General features: G+C 55.6%; 3 protein-coding genes. 2 read left to right on the top strand and 1 reads right to left on the bottom strand.

The features are described from left to right. Positions 1–14005, bottom strand: a 14005-nt coding sequence (locus tag WBK19_RS17010) for a cadherin-like domain-containing protein (protein ID WP_511291839.1), incomplete at its 3' end; no start/stop codon positions are given. Between the two features lie 206 nt (positions 14006–14211). Between WBK19_RS17010 and WBK19_RS17005 the strand changes: the two genes are divergently transcribed. Both WBK19_RS17005 and WBK19_RS17000 read left to right on the top strand, forming a co-directional pair. Continuing rightward, complete coding sequence (locus WBK19_RS17005) at positions 14212–15963, top strand: type I secretion system permease/ATPase (protein WP_511291837.1); 1752 nt, start codon at positions 14212–14214, stop codon at positions 15961–15963. 11 nt (positions 15964–15974) lie between these two features. Continuing rightward, positions 15975–17279 carry an HlyD family type I secretion periplasmic adaptor subunit gene (locus WBK19_RS17000; RefSeq protein ID WP_511291835.1) on the top strand — a complete coding sequence of 435 codons (1305 nt, stop codon included), beginning with the start codon at positions 15975–15977 and terminating at the stop codon, positions 17277–17279. The last annotated feature ends 36 nt before the right edge of the window (positions 17280–17315 follow it).

Genomic DNA, 17315 nt, shown 5'->3' with positions numbered 1-17315 from the left:
TCGCAAACGTCGTGCCGTCTGCCTTCCAGGTGTAGGTCAGTGCGCCCAGACCATCGGCATCAGCCAGCGTATTTGCCGCCGTCAGGGTCTCGCCCTGTGTCGCCGTGCCGCTGATCGTCACCGAACCCGTCGGGGTATCGTTGACGTTCGCAAGCGTAATTGTCCGAGTTTGCGCGAGAACCCCCCCGTTGCCGTCGATTACGTTGTAGCTAAGAGTCACCACACCGGAATAATTGGCAGCAGGCACTAACGTATAAGTGCCATTGCCGTTATCCGTCACCGTTCCATGGTTGGCTGACAAAGCGCTAACCGATAGCGAATCATTCTCTTGATCGGTAATACCAGTCAGCAGTGCTGTTGCAGTAATGCCATAGGACAGATCCTCTGTACCGTCGGCGAGGCTTGAAACCACACCGGTTACGCGCGGTGCATCGTTCACGGCAGCAATTGTGACTTTCACGAAATCGAACGCGGAAAGCCCGCGGCTATCCGTTGCGGTGATCTTGACATCCAATTCACCGACATCGCCAATATCAGGTGTGCCTGACATCACACCTGAGACTGAGTTGATACTCAGCCAAGCTGGCAGCGGATCGCCATTGCGCTGAGTAGCCGAGAAAGTCAGAACGTCGCCAGTAACCAGATCCGCGTCGTCGAACGAAGGACGTAGCTGTCCCTGGTAGTTGTACGTAAAGAGCGAATCTTCGGGAGCAGCCTGATCGACCAGAGCATTGTTAACGAAGGGACCGTCATTGCTTCCGGTAAGTACCACAGTCACATCCTGCGTCTGAGCAGCACTTGCTGTTCCAGAGTCATCGCGGAGCGTGATGCGATAAATGGCTGTGACAGTAACGCCATGCGCCAAATACTGAGCATCTGCGTTGGGTAGAGAGAAAGACCAGCCGATGCTGCCATCGTTAGTGCCAGTCTGCGTAAGGCTCATGGCCTCCGCCAGGCCAGCTTGAAGTCCGGCATAAACAAACACGCCACCAGAAGCGGTTGCGGTTACCAGTTCCACAGAAGAGGTCAGCACATCAGTCGCATCAGCATCGCTGAAAGTAACACTGCCAGAATCAGACAATGTTGCCGCAGCATCTTCGGTAACTGCACCAGCCACATCAACGACAGCGACAACCGGACGATCATTGATACCGGAGACGGAAATGGTCAACGTATCCGTATCCGTAGCCGTACCGTCCGAAACGGTGTAATTGAAAGCCACTTCGCGGGATTCGCCTTCAGCGAGATCCTGGTAGGCAGCGTTGGACGGGTCAAAGCTGTAACTGCCATCGTTGTTAAAAGTCAGCCCGGCAACCGCTACTTGCCCTGCGGCAGCGGCATAACTCAGGGTTGCACCCGTATCAACATCGCTATCATTAGTCGCCACAGAGCCTGTGATAGCCGTAGCATCTTCCGTAACGCTGCGAGCGTCGGCAACCGCCACCGGCGTGTCGTTGACGCCCGTGACAGTGATGGTCAACGAAGCATTTGCCGTCGCCCCATGCTGGTCAGACACTGTGTAATTGAAAACCACATCACGAGTAGCACCTGCAGCGAGAGTCTGGTAGCCCGGATGGGCCGGATCGAAACTATAGCTTCCATCGCTGTTGAAAATCAGGCCCGCCACTGCGGCCTGCCCCTCGGCAGGCACATAAGTCAGTACGGCAGCGCTATCGACGTCGCTATCGTTGGTCGCCACCGAACCGTTGATTACGCTGGCATCCTCGACTACCGCACGGGTATCGGCCACGGCAACCGGCGCATCGTTGGTGCCGGTGATCGTGATGGTAACCGTCTGCTCTGCATAGCGTACATCGGCCACACCAGCTGTCGTGCCATTGTCAGTCACCCGAACGATAAAGGTATCGTTCAGGGTCTGGCCCAAGCGAAGCGCATCAACCGTTGCATTCGAGGCGCTCACGGCATATGACCAGGCACCTGTCACACTGTTAATGGTCGCCGTACCATAGGCAGGTGCGGTGGGAACACTGAACAGATGACTATCACCCGGATCCGCATCGGTAACGGTATAGGCGCTACCCGTCACAGTACCTGTTAGATCTGAAGCCTCAACAACAGCACCCGACTGAGCGACGCTCGTAATTACCGGTGCGTCATTGACATTGACAATGGAATTGGTGGCAGAACTGGTTTTCTGGTTGGCATAACCATCGTCATCCGTATAACTGGCCACCACGGTAATTGCTGCGCCAACATCTGCCTGCGCCAAGGTGTAGGTCGCGTTGGTCGCTCCATCGATAGCCACGCCTCCACGCATCCACTGATAAGTTACAGTGGAAGTTGTCATCCCATCCGCATCAGCCAGCGTGTTTGCCACGCTCAATACATCGCCCTGACGTGCGGTCGTAATACCACGACCACCATCAGTCGTGTTGCTAATGCTAACCGCACCTGTTGGCGCATCATTGACCGAAAGCGGATTGATGGTAGTGGTAGCCGGAACCCCCGTGTTGCCATTCACATCAACCGTCGTTACATTCACCAGGCGCGCCGTGGTGTCCATGCTATCCAGACTGTTGGCGTACTGAATGGCACGCAAGGCGAGCTGGAAGTAAGTACCGTCAGCGTCACCGGTCAGCGTGATAGCGTGGGTATTGTTTCCGCTTACAGTAATTCCGATAGCGGCAAAAGTTGCGACCTGCGCGTCGCTGATGAACAGTTTTTCGGCAGAACCATCCGGATGATTGCTCAGCGTTACCGTTACGCTGGCAATATTGCCATCCTGATCCACCAGCGAAGCGTCTGCGGCGGCAATTGCGACACCTGCAGCATTCTCGGTGTAACTCACCACATAATCGCGATTGATTGCCTCTTCGCCGTTCAAATCAACAACGGCCCCCCAATTGACATCAACGTTCAGCGTTGCAACAGCAGATGCCTCATCACCCGACGCAACGGTCGTTGACGCGTTGTCATAAATCGTCACGGTAACCGGGCGTACCCCGGAGAAGGCATTGGGGTTGGTATTGTTATAAACCAAGGTCAGCAGCGCTGCCTTGTAATCTGCTGCTGTTCCCTCACCAACGATCTGCAGCGGAGCCGCCTGAGTCCCGTTTCCGCTAATTGCAAGATTCCCCAGGGAACCAGCGTAAACACCTCCGACCAAGGTCGTAGCCAAGGTTTCGTAAGTTGTACCGAACTGGTTATCCAGGGTGTACCCGGCATTCAATACAAGCGTGGCGTGTGTCAGTACATCACCGCTGTCAACATCGCCCAGCGTCAAATCATTGTCGAACAATGCCACTGCATTGCCACGCGGACTGAAAACTGCAGTCTCTCCGGTACCGGCGCCCACACCGTTCAGATCAAGCGTCGGAGCATCATTAACAGGAGTAACGGTGATCGATGCCGTGTCACTCAGCGACGAGAAGGCTGTTGTACCGCCACGCGTACTCACATCCACTTGCTGGGCAGCCGAACCCGTTGCGCCGTCCCACAAATAGTACGTCACCGTTGACGTCGTTGCATTCTGAGCATCCGGCACAAAACGCAAGCTCGCGCTCGAAGGCAGCAAAAGCGCATGCTGCTGATCGACCTGCGGAACCGCAACCCAATTGCCGCCTGCATTCAGATGGTATTCCCAAGAACCGACACCAGGCCCCGTGTTACCCAGACTGACAACGGCAATACCCTGACCGACCCCTTCCGTTCCTTCAGCCGAGTCACCATCGGCATCACTGATACCGGTTTGATCGGTACCATTGACCAGGTCACTAACCAAGGTACCCGAATTAGCCACGGCATTTTCGTTGATTGTCGGCAGATTCGGTCCGGCGGCCACCGCAACGGGTGCATCGTTTATGCCGCTAACAATGATGGCCACGTTAGCTGTTGCCGACAACGCATCGCCACCAACATTCCCTTGGTCGGACACGCTAACCACCAGCGTATCGACACCATTGAAATTGGTCGTCGGCGTGTAATTAATGGCGGCTATCGCCGCATTCACCGCAGCCAGACTGCCAGATAGAGCAAGAGAGGCAGAACCATTCGTCCCGGCAACGATTTCGATTGCATCAGTACTGCCAAGCGTGATCGTTCCATGGCTAACGCTCAGCGTTGCCGTCACGTTATTGTTAGTATCGACACCATCGACACGAGATGTAATGTCGATGTCACCCAGGGTGACCCCGTTGATTACTGCCGACCCGTCCTCGACCACGCCAATCGGGAACAACGTGTTCGTCACGCCGCCAATCGTTGCCGAACCGGTAGTCAATTCACTGAAACTATTCAGCGAAGCGCCGACACCTGACGATACGGAAAGAACAACAAAACTCGATGCACTGGCCTTGCTTGAGGCCGTCGTCTTGTCGATCAACAAGTCATTACTGGCATTTGCATAGCCCGGACCATCATATAGGGCGTAGTGAGCCGATTGAACTTTAATATTGCCAGAGCCAAGGTCACGATACGAATCCGGATAAGCTGCTCTCACCGCATCCCAGATCGCTTGCGCAACAGTCGCACCTGTTGCTCCAGCTGAAATGCTGATATTGAGGCCATCAAACGTAATCGTGCTTGCCGAGGCAACACCACTGAAGCTAATCAAGCTTAACGAGGCATGCGCATCAAAGATGTTACTGGCCGTTGCGACAGAAGCACCGGCAACGACGTATCCAAAATCGCTGCCAGACAGGGTTCCTGAAAAATTAGCATCGGCAGTGAAATAAACCAGAGAGGCATCGCTCGGGTCGATCACTGCACTCCAGTGGCTGCTGCCAGAAGCATTGCATGCAGCAGCAAACGTTGCAGCTACGCCGGCCGCATCCTTGCCGGCAATATCGACACTGATATTGTCGAAACCGGTCAGCGAAGTTGCACTACCTGCTGCCAAGAAATCGACGGCATACGAACGCGGAGCGCTAATCGTCGGCGCATCGTTTACGTCGGTTACGGCAATTGCTACCGTATCGCTCAACGTAGACAAGGCTGTCGTACCGCCACGGTTGGCGGTGCTGACCAAAGAACCTGCCGTACCTGCCGACTGATCCCAAGCATAGTAGCTCAGGGATGGCTGGGTCAGCGTGTTGGCGGTGGTACCACCGACAGTATCGGGAACAAAACGTACCAAGTCCGTGCTACGCAACAAGAGCGCATTGCCAGTGGTCAAGCTGATAGCCTGCCAACCGTTGGCATCGTTGAGGTTGTACTGCCAGTTGCCGCTGATGTTGCCGGTCGAAATGGCGTGCACCGCCATGCCTGTCAGCTCGCCGTTATTAGCACCATGGCTCAAAGACGGCGACTGAGTGGCGTCAACATCGCCAATCGATCCGAGTAGCGTACTAACCAACTGGCCTGCATTGCTATTTGCGTCCTCGTTTACCGGAGCCAAATCAGCGCCATTCGCCGTCAGTAGTGGGGCATCGTTGGCCGGTGCAATATTGACAGTCATCGTCGCGGCCGAAGCATCGAGGCTGACACCACCGTTGGCGCTGCCACCGCTATCTTGTACCTGGAAGGTAAATGTGGTCTGGGCATCACCATTGACATCGGCAGCCGGCACGAAGACCAGCTTGTTCGCATTAATGTCGATCACACTCACCGACTGCCCTGCCGTTACAGGCACCCCATCAAGCGTTAGCGTTCCCGAAGCAGGCAATGTCGTGATAGTGACAGCCAATAGCGAACTAGCTCCTGTACCGTCAAGCGGGTCGCTGAAGCCAAAATCAGACACAAGGAAGGTCCGGGCCGTATCCTCGACAACAGCAATCGCACTATCGACGCCCACCGGCGCATCGTTAACCGCAGTCAGATTGATATAGGTGTTGGCACCAATGCCGACATTACTATCGACGTCGACCGAAGCGACTGATACCACGCGCTGCGTCAAATCAGGCGCGTCATCAAGATTCTGGTACCCCACCCCGCGCACTGCAACCTGGAAATTAGTCGCATCAGAACCGGCACCGCGCGACGTAAAGGTCAACACGGTTGCACCGGACAAGCCGCTTGCATCGTAGCTGACAGCCACACCGGATGCCGCCACGCTGGTCGTACCCGTACCATTGCCGCTGATGGAAATACCGCGCTCGTTTAGCCATGCAAGCACACCGGCACTAGGAGCTGTCAGGGATTCGAACACTGAACCGCCAGTATTATCGAGCGGGTTGGTCAGGGTCACCGTCACCGTGCGGATCAGCCCCCCCTGATCGGTAATGCTGGCATCGGCAGCGGCAATCGCTACCGGAGAAGCCTGCTCGATATAGGAAACCGTATTGTTACGACCGGCTGCCTCGCCATTCATATCGACTACCGGAGTCCATGGCACTGCCACGGTGACGGTGGATACCAGCGGGCCGGCCGCCGTTGCCGTTGTCACCAGGCCCGTGTTATCACGGAAACTCAGGGTATCGCCCGCATCGAGAGCTGTCAGCGGACGTGAAGCCACAAAATGTTGGGTATCGAGTACCTGTGCAACCAAGGCACCTGAATCGACACCATCAATGAAAATACGCTGGCCAACGGCAATGTTTGCATTTGTCGTCGTCGTCGCGAAAGAAGCGGCGTTAGCAACCTGCCCAGCGGCATCGGTCACCGAAATAGTCACCGTGCGATCACCCGAGAATGCATTCGGGTTGCTGTTGTTGTACAGCACATCGCGCAGGATGGCTTGGTAAGTCGCCAAGGTCGCGCTGCCGGTGATAGTCAGTACTGCCCCGCTGCTGCCTGGCGTGCTGGTCACGGTCAGACCGCCGACCGTAGCTGCATCCTGGCCAGCCAAAGTGAGACTCAGGGTTTCGTACAAAGTACCAAACTGGTTGTCACGCGCCCCCATTGCCAGGGTAACGGTTGCAGAAGTCAGGTTCGTACTATCGATATCCGACAAAACCAGACTCGGAGCAATCAGCACTGCATCGCCGCGCGGCTTGAAAGTTGTCGTGCCATTATTGCCGGCCGTACCCGCACCGCCAGCGTCGACGATCGGCGCGTCGTTGGTTGCCGTGGCCGAAATCTCTGTGGTGCTGCCGCTGTCGATCCAGCCGCTACCATCGTTCAGCGAGTAACTGAGCGTTGCTACAGCAGCACCGTTGGTATTCGGGGGGGTGATGAAATACACGCTGTTATCGGCCAACCAGGCACCGAGGCTGAACGTCGAAACCGATGACAAAGTCAGCGTATTCGTGTCGCTACCGGTAATCGTGACCGAATCATCACTGGAAACGGCACGCAGCGTACCGGCGGTCACCGTCAGGCGCAGGGCACCGCCAGCGCTGTCCGGATCAATCAAGCGCAACCCATCGAGCGGAATCGCAGTTGCCACATCTTCTGCAACAGTCGTCGTCGTTACAGCACCGGTTAATACTGGCAGGTCGTTGGCACCATTGATAGTGATCGTCAGCGCTGCGGTATCGGACAACAAGGTCGCATCAGTCAGGCTGTAATTGAAGCTGTCGGTCAGGCTGTCACCAGAATTCAGCGCCTGCACAGCTTCGCTGTCTTGGGCAATCGCGTAGCTATAGGCCCCTGTTGCCTTGGTCACCGTCAGCGTGCCGTAATTTCCGTCCAACGTCAGCGTCGTACCGTTGTCTGTCGCCTCGCTACCAAAACCTTCAGTCGCACCAGTACGCACACTTGAAACCGTCAGCGTGTCACCGCTATTTGCATCGGAATCGTTCGTAACAAGGTTTCCGCTTGCCTCGCTGCCAGCGGTCGCATTAGCCAGTCCGGATTTTTCCGTCGCACTTCCGGTATCGTTGCCGGCCACCGGGGCGATAGCGCCGAGCTGCACAGGGCCACGTGAAATCGACGTCACGTTCGTTTCAGTATTACCCATGTCGTCGGTATAGCTTGTCAACACACGGAAATACTTGCCGCCATCGGCATTCGCCAGGGTATAGGCGCTGTAGGTTGCACCGGAGATACTGCTCCAGTTCGTTCCATCAACAGAAACCTGCCATTGGTAGGTTGGCGCAGCATTAACCAAACCATCGGCATCGCTTACCACTGCGTTGAGCGTCTCGCCTGGTACCAGGGCGCCAGTCACGGCCACGGATCCTGCCTCCGGCAGGTCGGCAATCGTCCGTGCGCTGGAAACCGGGGCTTCTGCGATACCGCCGTCGTCGGTGTAAAAAGCCTGCACTCGAACCTGCTTGCCCGCCTCGCTTTGAGCCAGAGTCAGTGTGCTTGCCTGGCCACGCGAACCAATCACATCAGCCCAGGTCGAACCACTATCGGCCGACACCTGCCACTGGTAATTTACCGCCCCAGAAATGCCATCCGCATCTGTCGGCGCCTGCGCTGTCAATGTCTGACCCTGGGTCGGTGTGCCGGTAATCGTCACCGCACCGGCACTGTTAGCGCCAATGGCACCAGCAAAGGTCATTGCAGAAATTCCGCTGACGCTAGCCGCGCCGCTGCCAACATCGATCCGGAACGAGGTCGTAGCCGTGCTGCCACCAATCGTTTCGGTACCGGTCACCACAAGGTCGAGGTAGGGAACGCCGGCCGGCATATTGCCGGTCAGCAGCAACTTACCTGCAGTCGCCCCGCTTCCCTCACTGAGCGCAAGGCCATAGGAAGCAAGGGAAAGACCGTTGGCCGTTGCCGTGTAAGAAATGCCTTCCTGCGTTGCCGTCCCGGTGGCACTGCCATCCGGGTCGGTAAATGGCTTGTTGACCAGAATGCTGATCTCGCCACCGGCAGAAGCAGTGGCATCCGGCAAAGTGCTGGTCTGGACAATCGGATCGTTGGCATTGTCTACGACGAGGGTGAAAGAACTCGTCGTCGCACTATTGCCACCCGAGGTTGCCGTTACCTTGACGCTCAGATCGTCGGTACCGGCGGGCGGATTTCCGGTGAACGTGCCAGTCGAGGAATTGAACGCCAGCCACGATGGCAAGGCACTGCCATCTGCCAGCGTAGCCGAATAAGTCAGGCTGCCGGCACTGGTGTTCAGGTAGTTGAAGGCCGTCGAAGCCACCGTATAGCTTCCGCTCCCGGCACCATCGACAAAAGACACGGAAGCCGGCACAACCCCAGCCACCAGGCTGTTCGCCTGACTGTCGTTGTAGATTACCAGTTGGAACTGGGTGGCGGCATAAGTTGACGGATGCGAAACATCGGTGGCACGAATCTCAATCAGCGTGTTGCTCGGTGCCGTACCGTTACCGGAAAGCGTAGCTGTATTTTCAACGAAGGTGAGCGAAGCGCTATCAGCCAGCAGTGTCGCCGCTCCGGTGTCCGGATTGATCGTGTAGGCACTGTAGGTAAGTGCATCTCCCTCCGGATCACTGAAGGTATTGGCCGGAATGGCATAACTCCAGCCCGAACCGGCGGTAGTGACCGAAGGGGTAGGCGTTCCGGTATAAGTGCCCGTGAAATCACCGGCAGCAATATCGGTCTGCACACCAGGCGTCACAGCGGTAAAAGTGACCGTAGCATCGCTGACGCTGTCGGTGTAGTTTGGGTATGTCGCGCCGGCCACTGCCGTTGCAACATCGTTGGCGCTCACCGCGCTGCCTGCGCTGGCGGATACGCCATCGACGGTGACAGTCGCTCCCCCATAGGCACCGTCGAAGGCCAGCTCAACGACCTCCTTGACCGCGGTGACGCCTTGCAGGGTGACCGCCACGCTGTCGGCCAGCGACACCGTGCTGGTGAATGCGGACGCGGTCAGATCGGCAACGTTCCCCGTTACCTTGTTTGTCAAGGTGATACTGCTGGAACCGGCAACATAGCCCACATTCCAGTTTGTTGTGTCGCCTGCCGCCACAGCTGCGAAGGCTGTAGCAACCTGCACAGCCGTTTCGTTGCCAGTCAAGACAACCGAAACATCCTCAAACGCCAAAGACTTCTCGCCATTCGCTGCGGCGAAGGTAACCGTGGCTACCTCGGCTTGCGCGACGGAGCCGTTGGAAACATCGATGGCGTTGTCGATTTCTGCCGGAGCAGTTTTTAGGGACACTGAAGTAAAAAGTCTAGCCGACGAATCCGAGATCACGATTTGGTTGCTAGCAAAACTAACCGACAGATCGCTAGTATTTCCATCGGCGGTACGCAAAGCAGCTTCAATGGCAGCCGCCAGTGTTGCGCCATTGCTTGCCGCACTCAGGTTAGCGATAGTGATCGGATTGCCGCTGTTGACACCCGCAATCGTGATTGCGAAGGTCTGTGCCGTATCTGCCTGAGCGTCGGTTACATCGATCGTGGCGATGTAAGATGGACCACCAATGTCTTGAACATTAATTGCAGGATCGATCTCGACCCCAGAGTCTTTCAGAGACAGGTCGCTTAACGTTCGACCCGACGAATCCGAGATAACGATTTGGCTGCCAGTAAAACTAACCGACAGATTGGCATCATAGGTTTGCAGAGTGGTTTGAATGGCAGCCGCCAGGGTTGTGCCATTGCTTGCCGCACTCAGGTCAGCGATAGTGATTGGATTGCCACTGTTGACACCTGCAATCGTGATTGCGAAGGTCTGTGCTGTATCTGCCTGAGCGTCGGTTACATCGATCGTGGCAGTGGAAGCAACGGCTGCGGCACCTTGCGTGACGCTCGGGCTGGCCAAGGTGGTTGCGGTGACGTCAAAACTCGCTGCCGTCAGGTCAGTAACCGCACCCGTATTTCTGGCCGTGAGGTGCACCACATCCACACTGGTGGAGTCCACCACGGCAGACCACACCGAACTGCTGGCATTCAGGTCACTCGCGACGGCGGAAGCGATCTGGGCTGCAGTCTTGTTCGTGATGTCGACGGAACGCCCATCAAAACTGAGAGAAGTGGCACCAGTTAGTGAGCGGAAATCGACATCCACTTTTTCGGCGACACCGGTCACCCCCTCGGTGGTCACGGCAACGGTGTAATGACCACCATTCACTGCGCTGGTTGCAGCATCGATGAAGTCCGTGCGCGCACCAAACTCCTTGGCGGTCAAGACCAGAACGTTTTCGTTGTCCACGCCTGCCTTCACATTTGCGACGTAGTGCGCAACCGGAGTGCCAGCAAGGGCATCCGCATCGAACGCAGCATCCATTGCCGTAGCGACTTGCGCCCCCGTGGCGGCTGTTCCCAAGGTAACGGTTTGGCCATCGAACATCATGGTCGTGCCGCCGAGCGATCCGGTGAAGGTTACGGCCGTGACTTCATGCGGAGCATTGATCGCCTTCCAGGTCAGCGGATTGGCAACCACCGGCGGCTGGTTATCCGTATTGCTGAGCGTCAAGCTAAAGGTATTGCTCACTGCTGCGCCTTCGGTGTCGGCGGCGGTGACCTTGAGATTCAATGAGGCACTACCCCAGGCGGCCGTCGGATTGCCGCTGAAGGTGCGGGTGGATTCATCAAAGACAAGCCAGCCCGGGAGCACTCCAACGCCAGCACCCACATCAACGGGGTCACCACTGCCGTCAACGACTTGCACGGTATAGGTCAGGCCCGTGCCTTCGGCGTCGGTCATGCTGGCAACAGGAATCTGGTAGGTCCAGCTGCCACTGCCACTGAAGCTTTGGTCGGCAATCGCGGCAGAAAGACGCGGCGTGTCGTTAGTGCCTTGCAGGCTGATGTCGAGCGCCTGTAGTCCATAGGCACCCTGTGGATCGCTTACTTTAAAGTCAAAGACATCGTGTGCCGTTGTGCCAGCCGCGAGTGCGTTGATGGCGACAAAATCAGTGGGCGTATAAGTCCACGCGCCTGTGCTCGCATTAACGGTCAATGTGCCGTAGAGGCCAGCCTTGCTCCAAGTGCCGCTGGCGAGATCGCCGCCCCGTACACTGAAGGCCAACAGGTTGCTGGCGCTTTCGACGTCGCTTGCGGTCAGCGTGCCCGTCAAAGCGCCGGAGGCTGTGGTGACAACCGCATCGTAAGCAGCAGTTTCGGTCAGGGTGGCAGCGCCTGCCGTATTGGTAAAGATCGGGGCGTCGTTAACGGCATTGACCGTCACCGACAGCGTGCGCGTTCCATCCGAGACACCGGAGGTGGCGGCATCGCTGGTGGTATTGAAAGAGACAGTAGCCCCATCGGTGGTGTATCCACCACTGTAGGCGCTGTCTGCAGCATGCACTGTCAAGCTTCCTGGCGTGCCGTTGTAGTTCGACACTGGCACAAAGCGAAGCTGGGTGCCGGCACTCAAGACCAGCCCCGAGCTTTCACTAACTGATGTGCTAATGGCATGCCAAGTGCCACCAACTACTTTGTACTGCCACTCGCCCTGCGCAGCGGCATCGGCAGCATTGCCAGTAACAACGATACCGCCGAGGGTTTGACCGCTATCCACATCGCCGAATCGCGCACCGAATAGTGCCGAGACACTACTGCCGTTGTTGACAGCTGCATCTTCGTCAATGGCCGTTAGCGTGGCGTTGGAGGCAAGCGTGGGCGCATCGTTAACAGCAGTTACGCTGACTTGTACTTGCACCGGCGAGGTGGACACCGCACCTGCTGCATCTTTGGCGACCACGGTGAACGCATTGAGCGTACCGTTGGCATCGGCAGCAGGCGTCCAATAGATCTTCAGCGAGCCGTCACTGGGGACCGTTTCGTTGCTACCCGGCACCCAGGCGGTGGCGACTCCGGCCGAAGCACCAATCTTCAGCGTGCCGCTGCTGACGGCTTTGACGACAAAGGCGGTTACGCCAGTGTCGTCCGCTTCGTTGCCTTGCGCAGCCAGTTCGGCGTAGGTGATTTCAACCTGGGTGTCTTCCGCTACCGTATCGACCGATGCAGCAAACGAGGTCAGCGTCGGCGCTGCATTGACTGCGGGAACCTCAGCCACAGAAGCAGCAAGGGTGGCTGCACTCGCCGCAAATACGTAAGCAAACGAAAAGGTTTTGGATTCACCGACAGCAAAATTGCCCAGATTGAAACCGATACCGATGGTGTAGTCGCCATTGCCGTCGTTGACACCGGCAAGGTAAGTAGCCGGATCGCTACTCCATCCGTTGTCGACCGCGGTGTTATGAGCGAACGAACTGTCGGAATAGAGACCGATCACCCAACCGCTGCCTGGACCGGTAGCCAGAACGATATTTGACCCATCAATACCGGTTGCCCCCCGCGTATTGTTGGTCGAGGAGGTGCGATAGGTCGGATTGGAGTCTACATCAGGGTCGGTAAAGCGAGCATACGAGACATTATTGACCGCGCTGCCGGAAATATTCTCCATCCGGACAGACATGCTGATTACCTTGGAATCAACTGCTGCCAGCGTGTAGGTCTGGTCGATGCGCAAGCCGCCCCTTTCGGTACGGAAGGTGACCGAGCCATAGGTATCGCTTCCCACTGTAGTAAGCGCGGTACTGAGGACGGAGGTACCTTGGCTGGCTGCACCGCCGCTAATTGCATTGTTTTCTGAATACTGGGTCGTACCGACCTTAACGGTAAAGCCTTCATATGGCGATCCTGGCGTCAGGGAGTCAGCGGTATCGCTGAAGCTCCGGGTACCGTTTGCGTCATACTGAATACCGGGCTTGCTGTTACCGCCAACACCGAGCGTGCCGTCGTCGCTGTACCCGAAGCGAACATATTTGTTTTGCAGGATGCCGCTGGCAAGTGTGCCATCGAAGGCATCAATGGCAAGCGCAGTGGTTCCAATGGCACCAGTGGCGGCTTCGAGCGCCCAGTCTCCGCCAAGCGCGGCAGCCCCCGTCACATCTGTCGATGCAGCCACATCAGCCCCAGTCGCCGCAGCCAGGGCATTAATGAAGGCAGCCCCCTCCACCCCCTCTGCGACGTTACAACCGTACAGAAGAATGTCGCCATCGTCGCTCAGCGCAGCCTCGATGACGGCCATTTGTTCTGCATATCCTGCCAAGGCGCCCAGATCGATTTCTGCAGCCCCCAAAACCAGGGATCCCGGAGCACCGTGGCTGACGATGTGAATCGCATCAACATTTTGTGCAGCTTCGAGAACGCTGGCGATTTGGCGCAAACCGTCCGATTCCCCATCGAGCCAAATGACCTGAGCCCCGGGAGCCATTCCTGCAAGCAGCGCTTCGTGGTCAGGCACAGAAGGATCGATAAAGAAAATCTCAAAACGGTCGGACATAGTCATCTCCATGCATATCAGGAATATCTCGCAGGCCTTTTTGGCCGCGACAAAACGAAAGTATTCCCGCAATTCTATACCAATGACCTCAAATCACCGCAGCCAAATTCTATTTTTTTGGCGCAATGTTTCATTTCGATCATTTTGGAGTGCATCGGTTATATTTTTGATATAATTTTTGGCCACCAAGAACCTCCTAAGCGCACATGCAAAAACACTTGCCACCATCTTCGGAATTGAAAGAGCTTGTGACCTCAATACGTCGATTCCTGCTTGGTATTGGGAGCTTTTCGATGGTGATCAACCTCCTGCAACTGGCTGCGCCAATCTATATGTTGCAGATCTATGATCGAGTTCTGGCAAGCCGAAACGACATGACACTTGCCATGCTCACGGGACTTTTGATTGCAGTTTTTGCCCTGGTCTCTGCGCTTGAGTTCATCCGCTCCCGTGTATTAGTCCGTCTGGGAGCCCTGATGGAGGCGAAAATAAATGATCGGGTTTTCGACGCTGCATTCGCTGCCAGCCTCGATGGCAAGGGGAATGCAAGGCAAGCGGTGTCGGACCTCACCCAGATCCGCACATTTATCACCGGAAATGGGACATTTGCTTTTTTCGATGCACCATGGTTTCCAATCTACCTTGCAGCAATGTTCATGTTGCATTCGTGGATAGGTTGGTTCGGGGCGATTTCAGCCCTTGTTCTAGTCGCTCTGACTTGGGTTACCGAATTGGCTACCCAGGATCCGCTGGCAAACGCCAACAAGCTCGCTATTGAATCGGGGAATCTTGCCCAGAACAGCCTGAATAATGCCGAGGTGATAGCCGCGATGGGGATGTTGCCAAACATTCGCGGACGTTGGCAGACCAAACAGAGTGAATATTTGCTACTACAAGCTGTTGCAAGCGATCGAGCAGGTTTGATTGCGGCTTGCACCAAGTTCTTTCGGGTCACTTTTCAGTCGCTGATTCTTGGGCTGGGTGCCTATTTGGCCATTCGCCAGGAATTAACCGGTGGAGCAATGATTGTTGGTTCCACTCTAATGGGTCGAGCGTTGGCACCAATCGATCAGGTAATTTCAAACTGGCGAGGATTTGTTCAGACCCGACTCGCGTACTCTAGATTGAATAACCTCCTTGCAGCTTACCCTCCTGCCGGGAAGGCAATGCCATTACCTCCGCCAAGTGGGCAATTGAGCGTTGAAGGTGTCATCGTTGCTCCTCCGGGAAGCGAGCTTCCGGTACTCAATGGCCTGACCTTTAGCATACCTGCTGGCACGACTGTCGCAATCATCGGACCGAGCGGATCGGGAAAGTCATCTCTGGCTCGCACTCTTGTTGGTATCTGGACCCCTAGAACAGGAACAGTCCGTTACGACGGCGCCGATTTATCCACTTGGAATACCACGGCATTAGGGCCATTTATTGGATATCTGCCTCAAGATATCGAGCTGTTCGATGGAAGCGTTTCCGAGAATATCGCTCGCTTCGGACGAATTGATCCGGACAAGGTTATCGATGCAGCCATAAAAGCCGGGTTACATGAAAGCATTCTTAGAATGCCTCAGGGATACGAGACACCTGTTGGACCTGGAGGTGCTGCACTATCGGGGGGGCAGCGCCAACGGATTGGTTTGGCGAGGGCGCTTTATGGGCAAGTCCGACTCGTGGTTCTTGATGAACCCAACTCCAATCTCGACGATATCGGGGAGGCCGCTCTAGTTCAGGCAATCCAGAAGTTGAAAGCAGAGGGTTGTACGGTGGTGTTGATTACCCACCGCTCAAGTGTGCTGTCTACCGTTGATCGCGTGATGGTGCTTAGGGAAGGCGTCATTCAGGCGTATGGCCCACGAGACGACGTTATCGCTGCTATTGCTCAAGCATCGCAGGCTGCACGCAAAAATTCGTCACCACCGCAAGGCGTTTTGCTTGGTGGATCAACTTCACAGAAGAACTAGGCAATTGCGAAATGCACGAATCCGAAAATCTGGCTGATACAGGCCAAACAAAGAACCCGCAAGACTCTTTACCGCAAGACGCCAACTATTTTTTGCGTATCGGCCAGTGGCTATTGATAACAGCCACTGGAGGATTTCTGGTGTGGGCTGCATGGGCACCTCTTGATGCTGGGGTGCCAGCCCCAGGAGTAACCATTGTTGAGTCCTATCGAAAAACTGTCGCTCATTTGACGGGCGGTATTGTCACGAACATATATGTACGTGACATGCAGGCAGTTAAGGAAGGCCAAGCCCTCATTGCTCTCGACACTTCTGCCACCTTGGCACAATATCAGGCAGCTATTAAGGAATATCTTGCTGTCTTGGCAGCCTGGTCCAGACTTGATGCTGAACGTCGCCATGCATCTGCGATCTCCTTTCCCAAGGAACTCACCGAAGCAAACAATTCCTTAGACAGTTCAAAACAAATAGAAGCGCAACGGGCATTGTTCAAGGCACGGCGCCACGCACTGGAAAGCGACATACATGTACTAGCCGCTGCGGCTCAAACTTATGAGCAGGAGGCGAAATCAAAGTCAGGCCAACTCAATGTTTTGCAGATACAACTAAGCGGACTGCGAGAACTTGCGAGTGAAGGCTACGTTGCCCGAAATACACAACTGGAACTTGAGCGGCAAGCAATAGAGCTGGAAGGCAGTATAGCTTTGGCTTTGAACCAGTCACGCGATGCTCGGCTACGGCTACAGCAACGTAAAGAAGAGTTTCAAAAAGACGTTGAAACCGATCTCACGTTAGCCCAGGGAAAGCTTTCAGTACTCAAGGAGCAGGTCGATAACTTCTATGCCGAATGGACTCGAACCACTATTCGATCGCCCGTAGACGGCTTCGTCAATGCGTTAGCGGTTCATACCATTGGAGGAGTAGTTCGAGGAGGTGATTCAATCATGGAAATAATTCCCACGGATGAGCGCCTAATCTTTGAAGTCAAAATCGCATCTCATCTGATCGATTTGGTCCACGTAGATTTACCCGTAGATATCCAGCTCGAGAATTTTCACGATCAGCCGAACCTCGTCATTGAAGGACGCATACTTTCAGTTTCTGCTGACCTTGTACCCGACCGCAACCCCCAACAGCCTCCCTATTACGTTGCACGGGTTGAACTGACGGGAAATGGCCGTACCACTCTGGGAAATCGACGACTTCAACCAGGGATGATAGTTTCAGCATTAATCAAGACTGGAGAGAGAAGCTTATTGTCATACCTTATTCAACCCCTTCGTCGCCGAATGCACGAGGCGTTGAAAGAAGTATGATGTTTCCATCTATAAAGAATATTGCTTGCACTTGGC

Source organism: Azonexus sp. (assembly GCF_049652925.1).
Classification (GTDB): Bacteria; Pseudomonadota; Gammaproteobacteria; order Burkholderiales; family Rhodocyclaceae; genus Azonexus.
The sequence above is the reverse complement of the archived record's forward strand: the minus strand, read 5'-3'. Positions and strand labels throughout refer to the sequence as shown.

What these genes read in the sequence shown, in the direction of transcription:
- WBK19_RS17005 (WP_511291837.1), top strand. Translation starts at nt 14,212, where the DNA reads ATGCAAAAACACTTGCCACCATCTTCGGAATTGAAAGAGCTTGTGACC.
- WBK19_RS17000 (WP_511291835.1), top strand. Translation starts at nt 15,975, where the DNA reads ATGCACGAATCCGAAAATCTGGCTGATACAGGCCAAACAAAGAACCCG.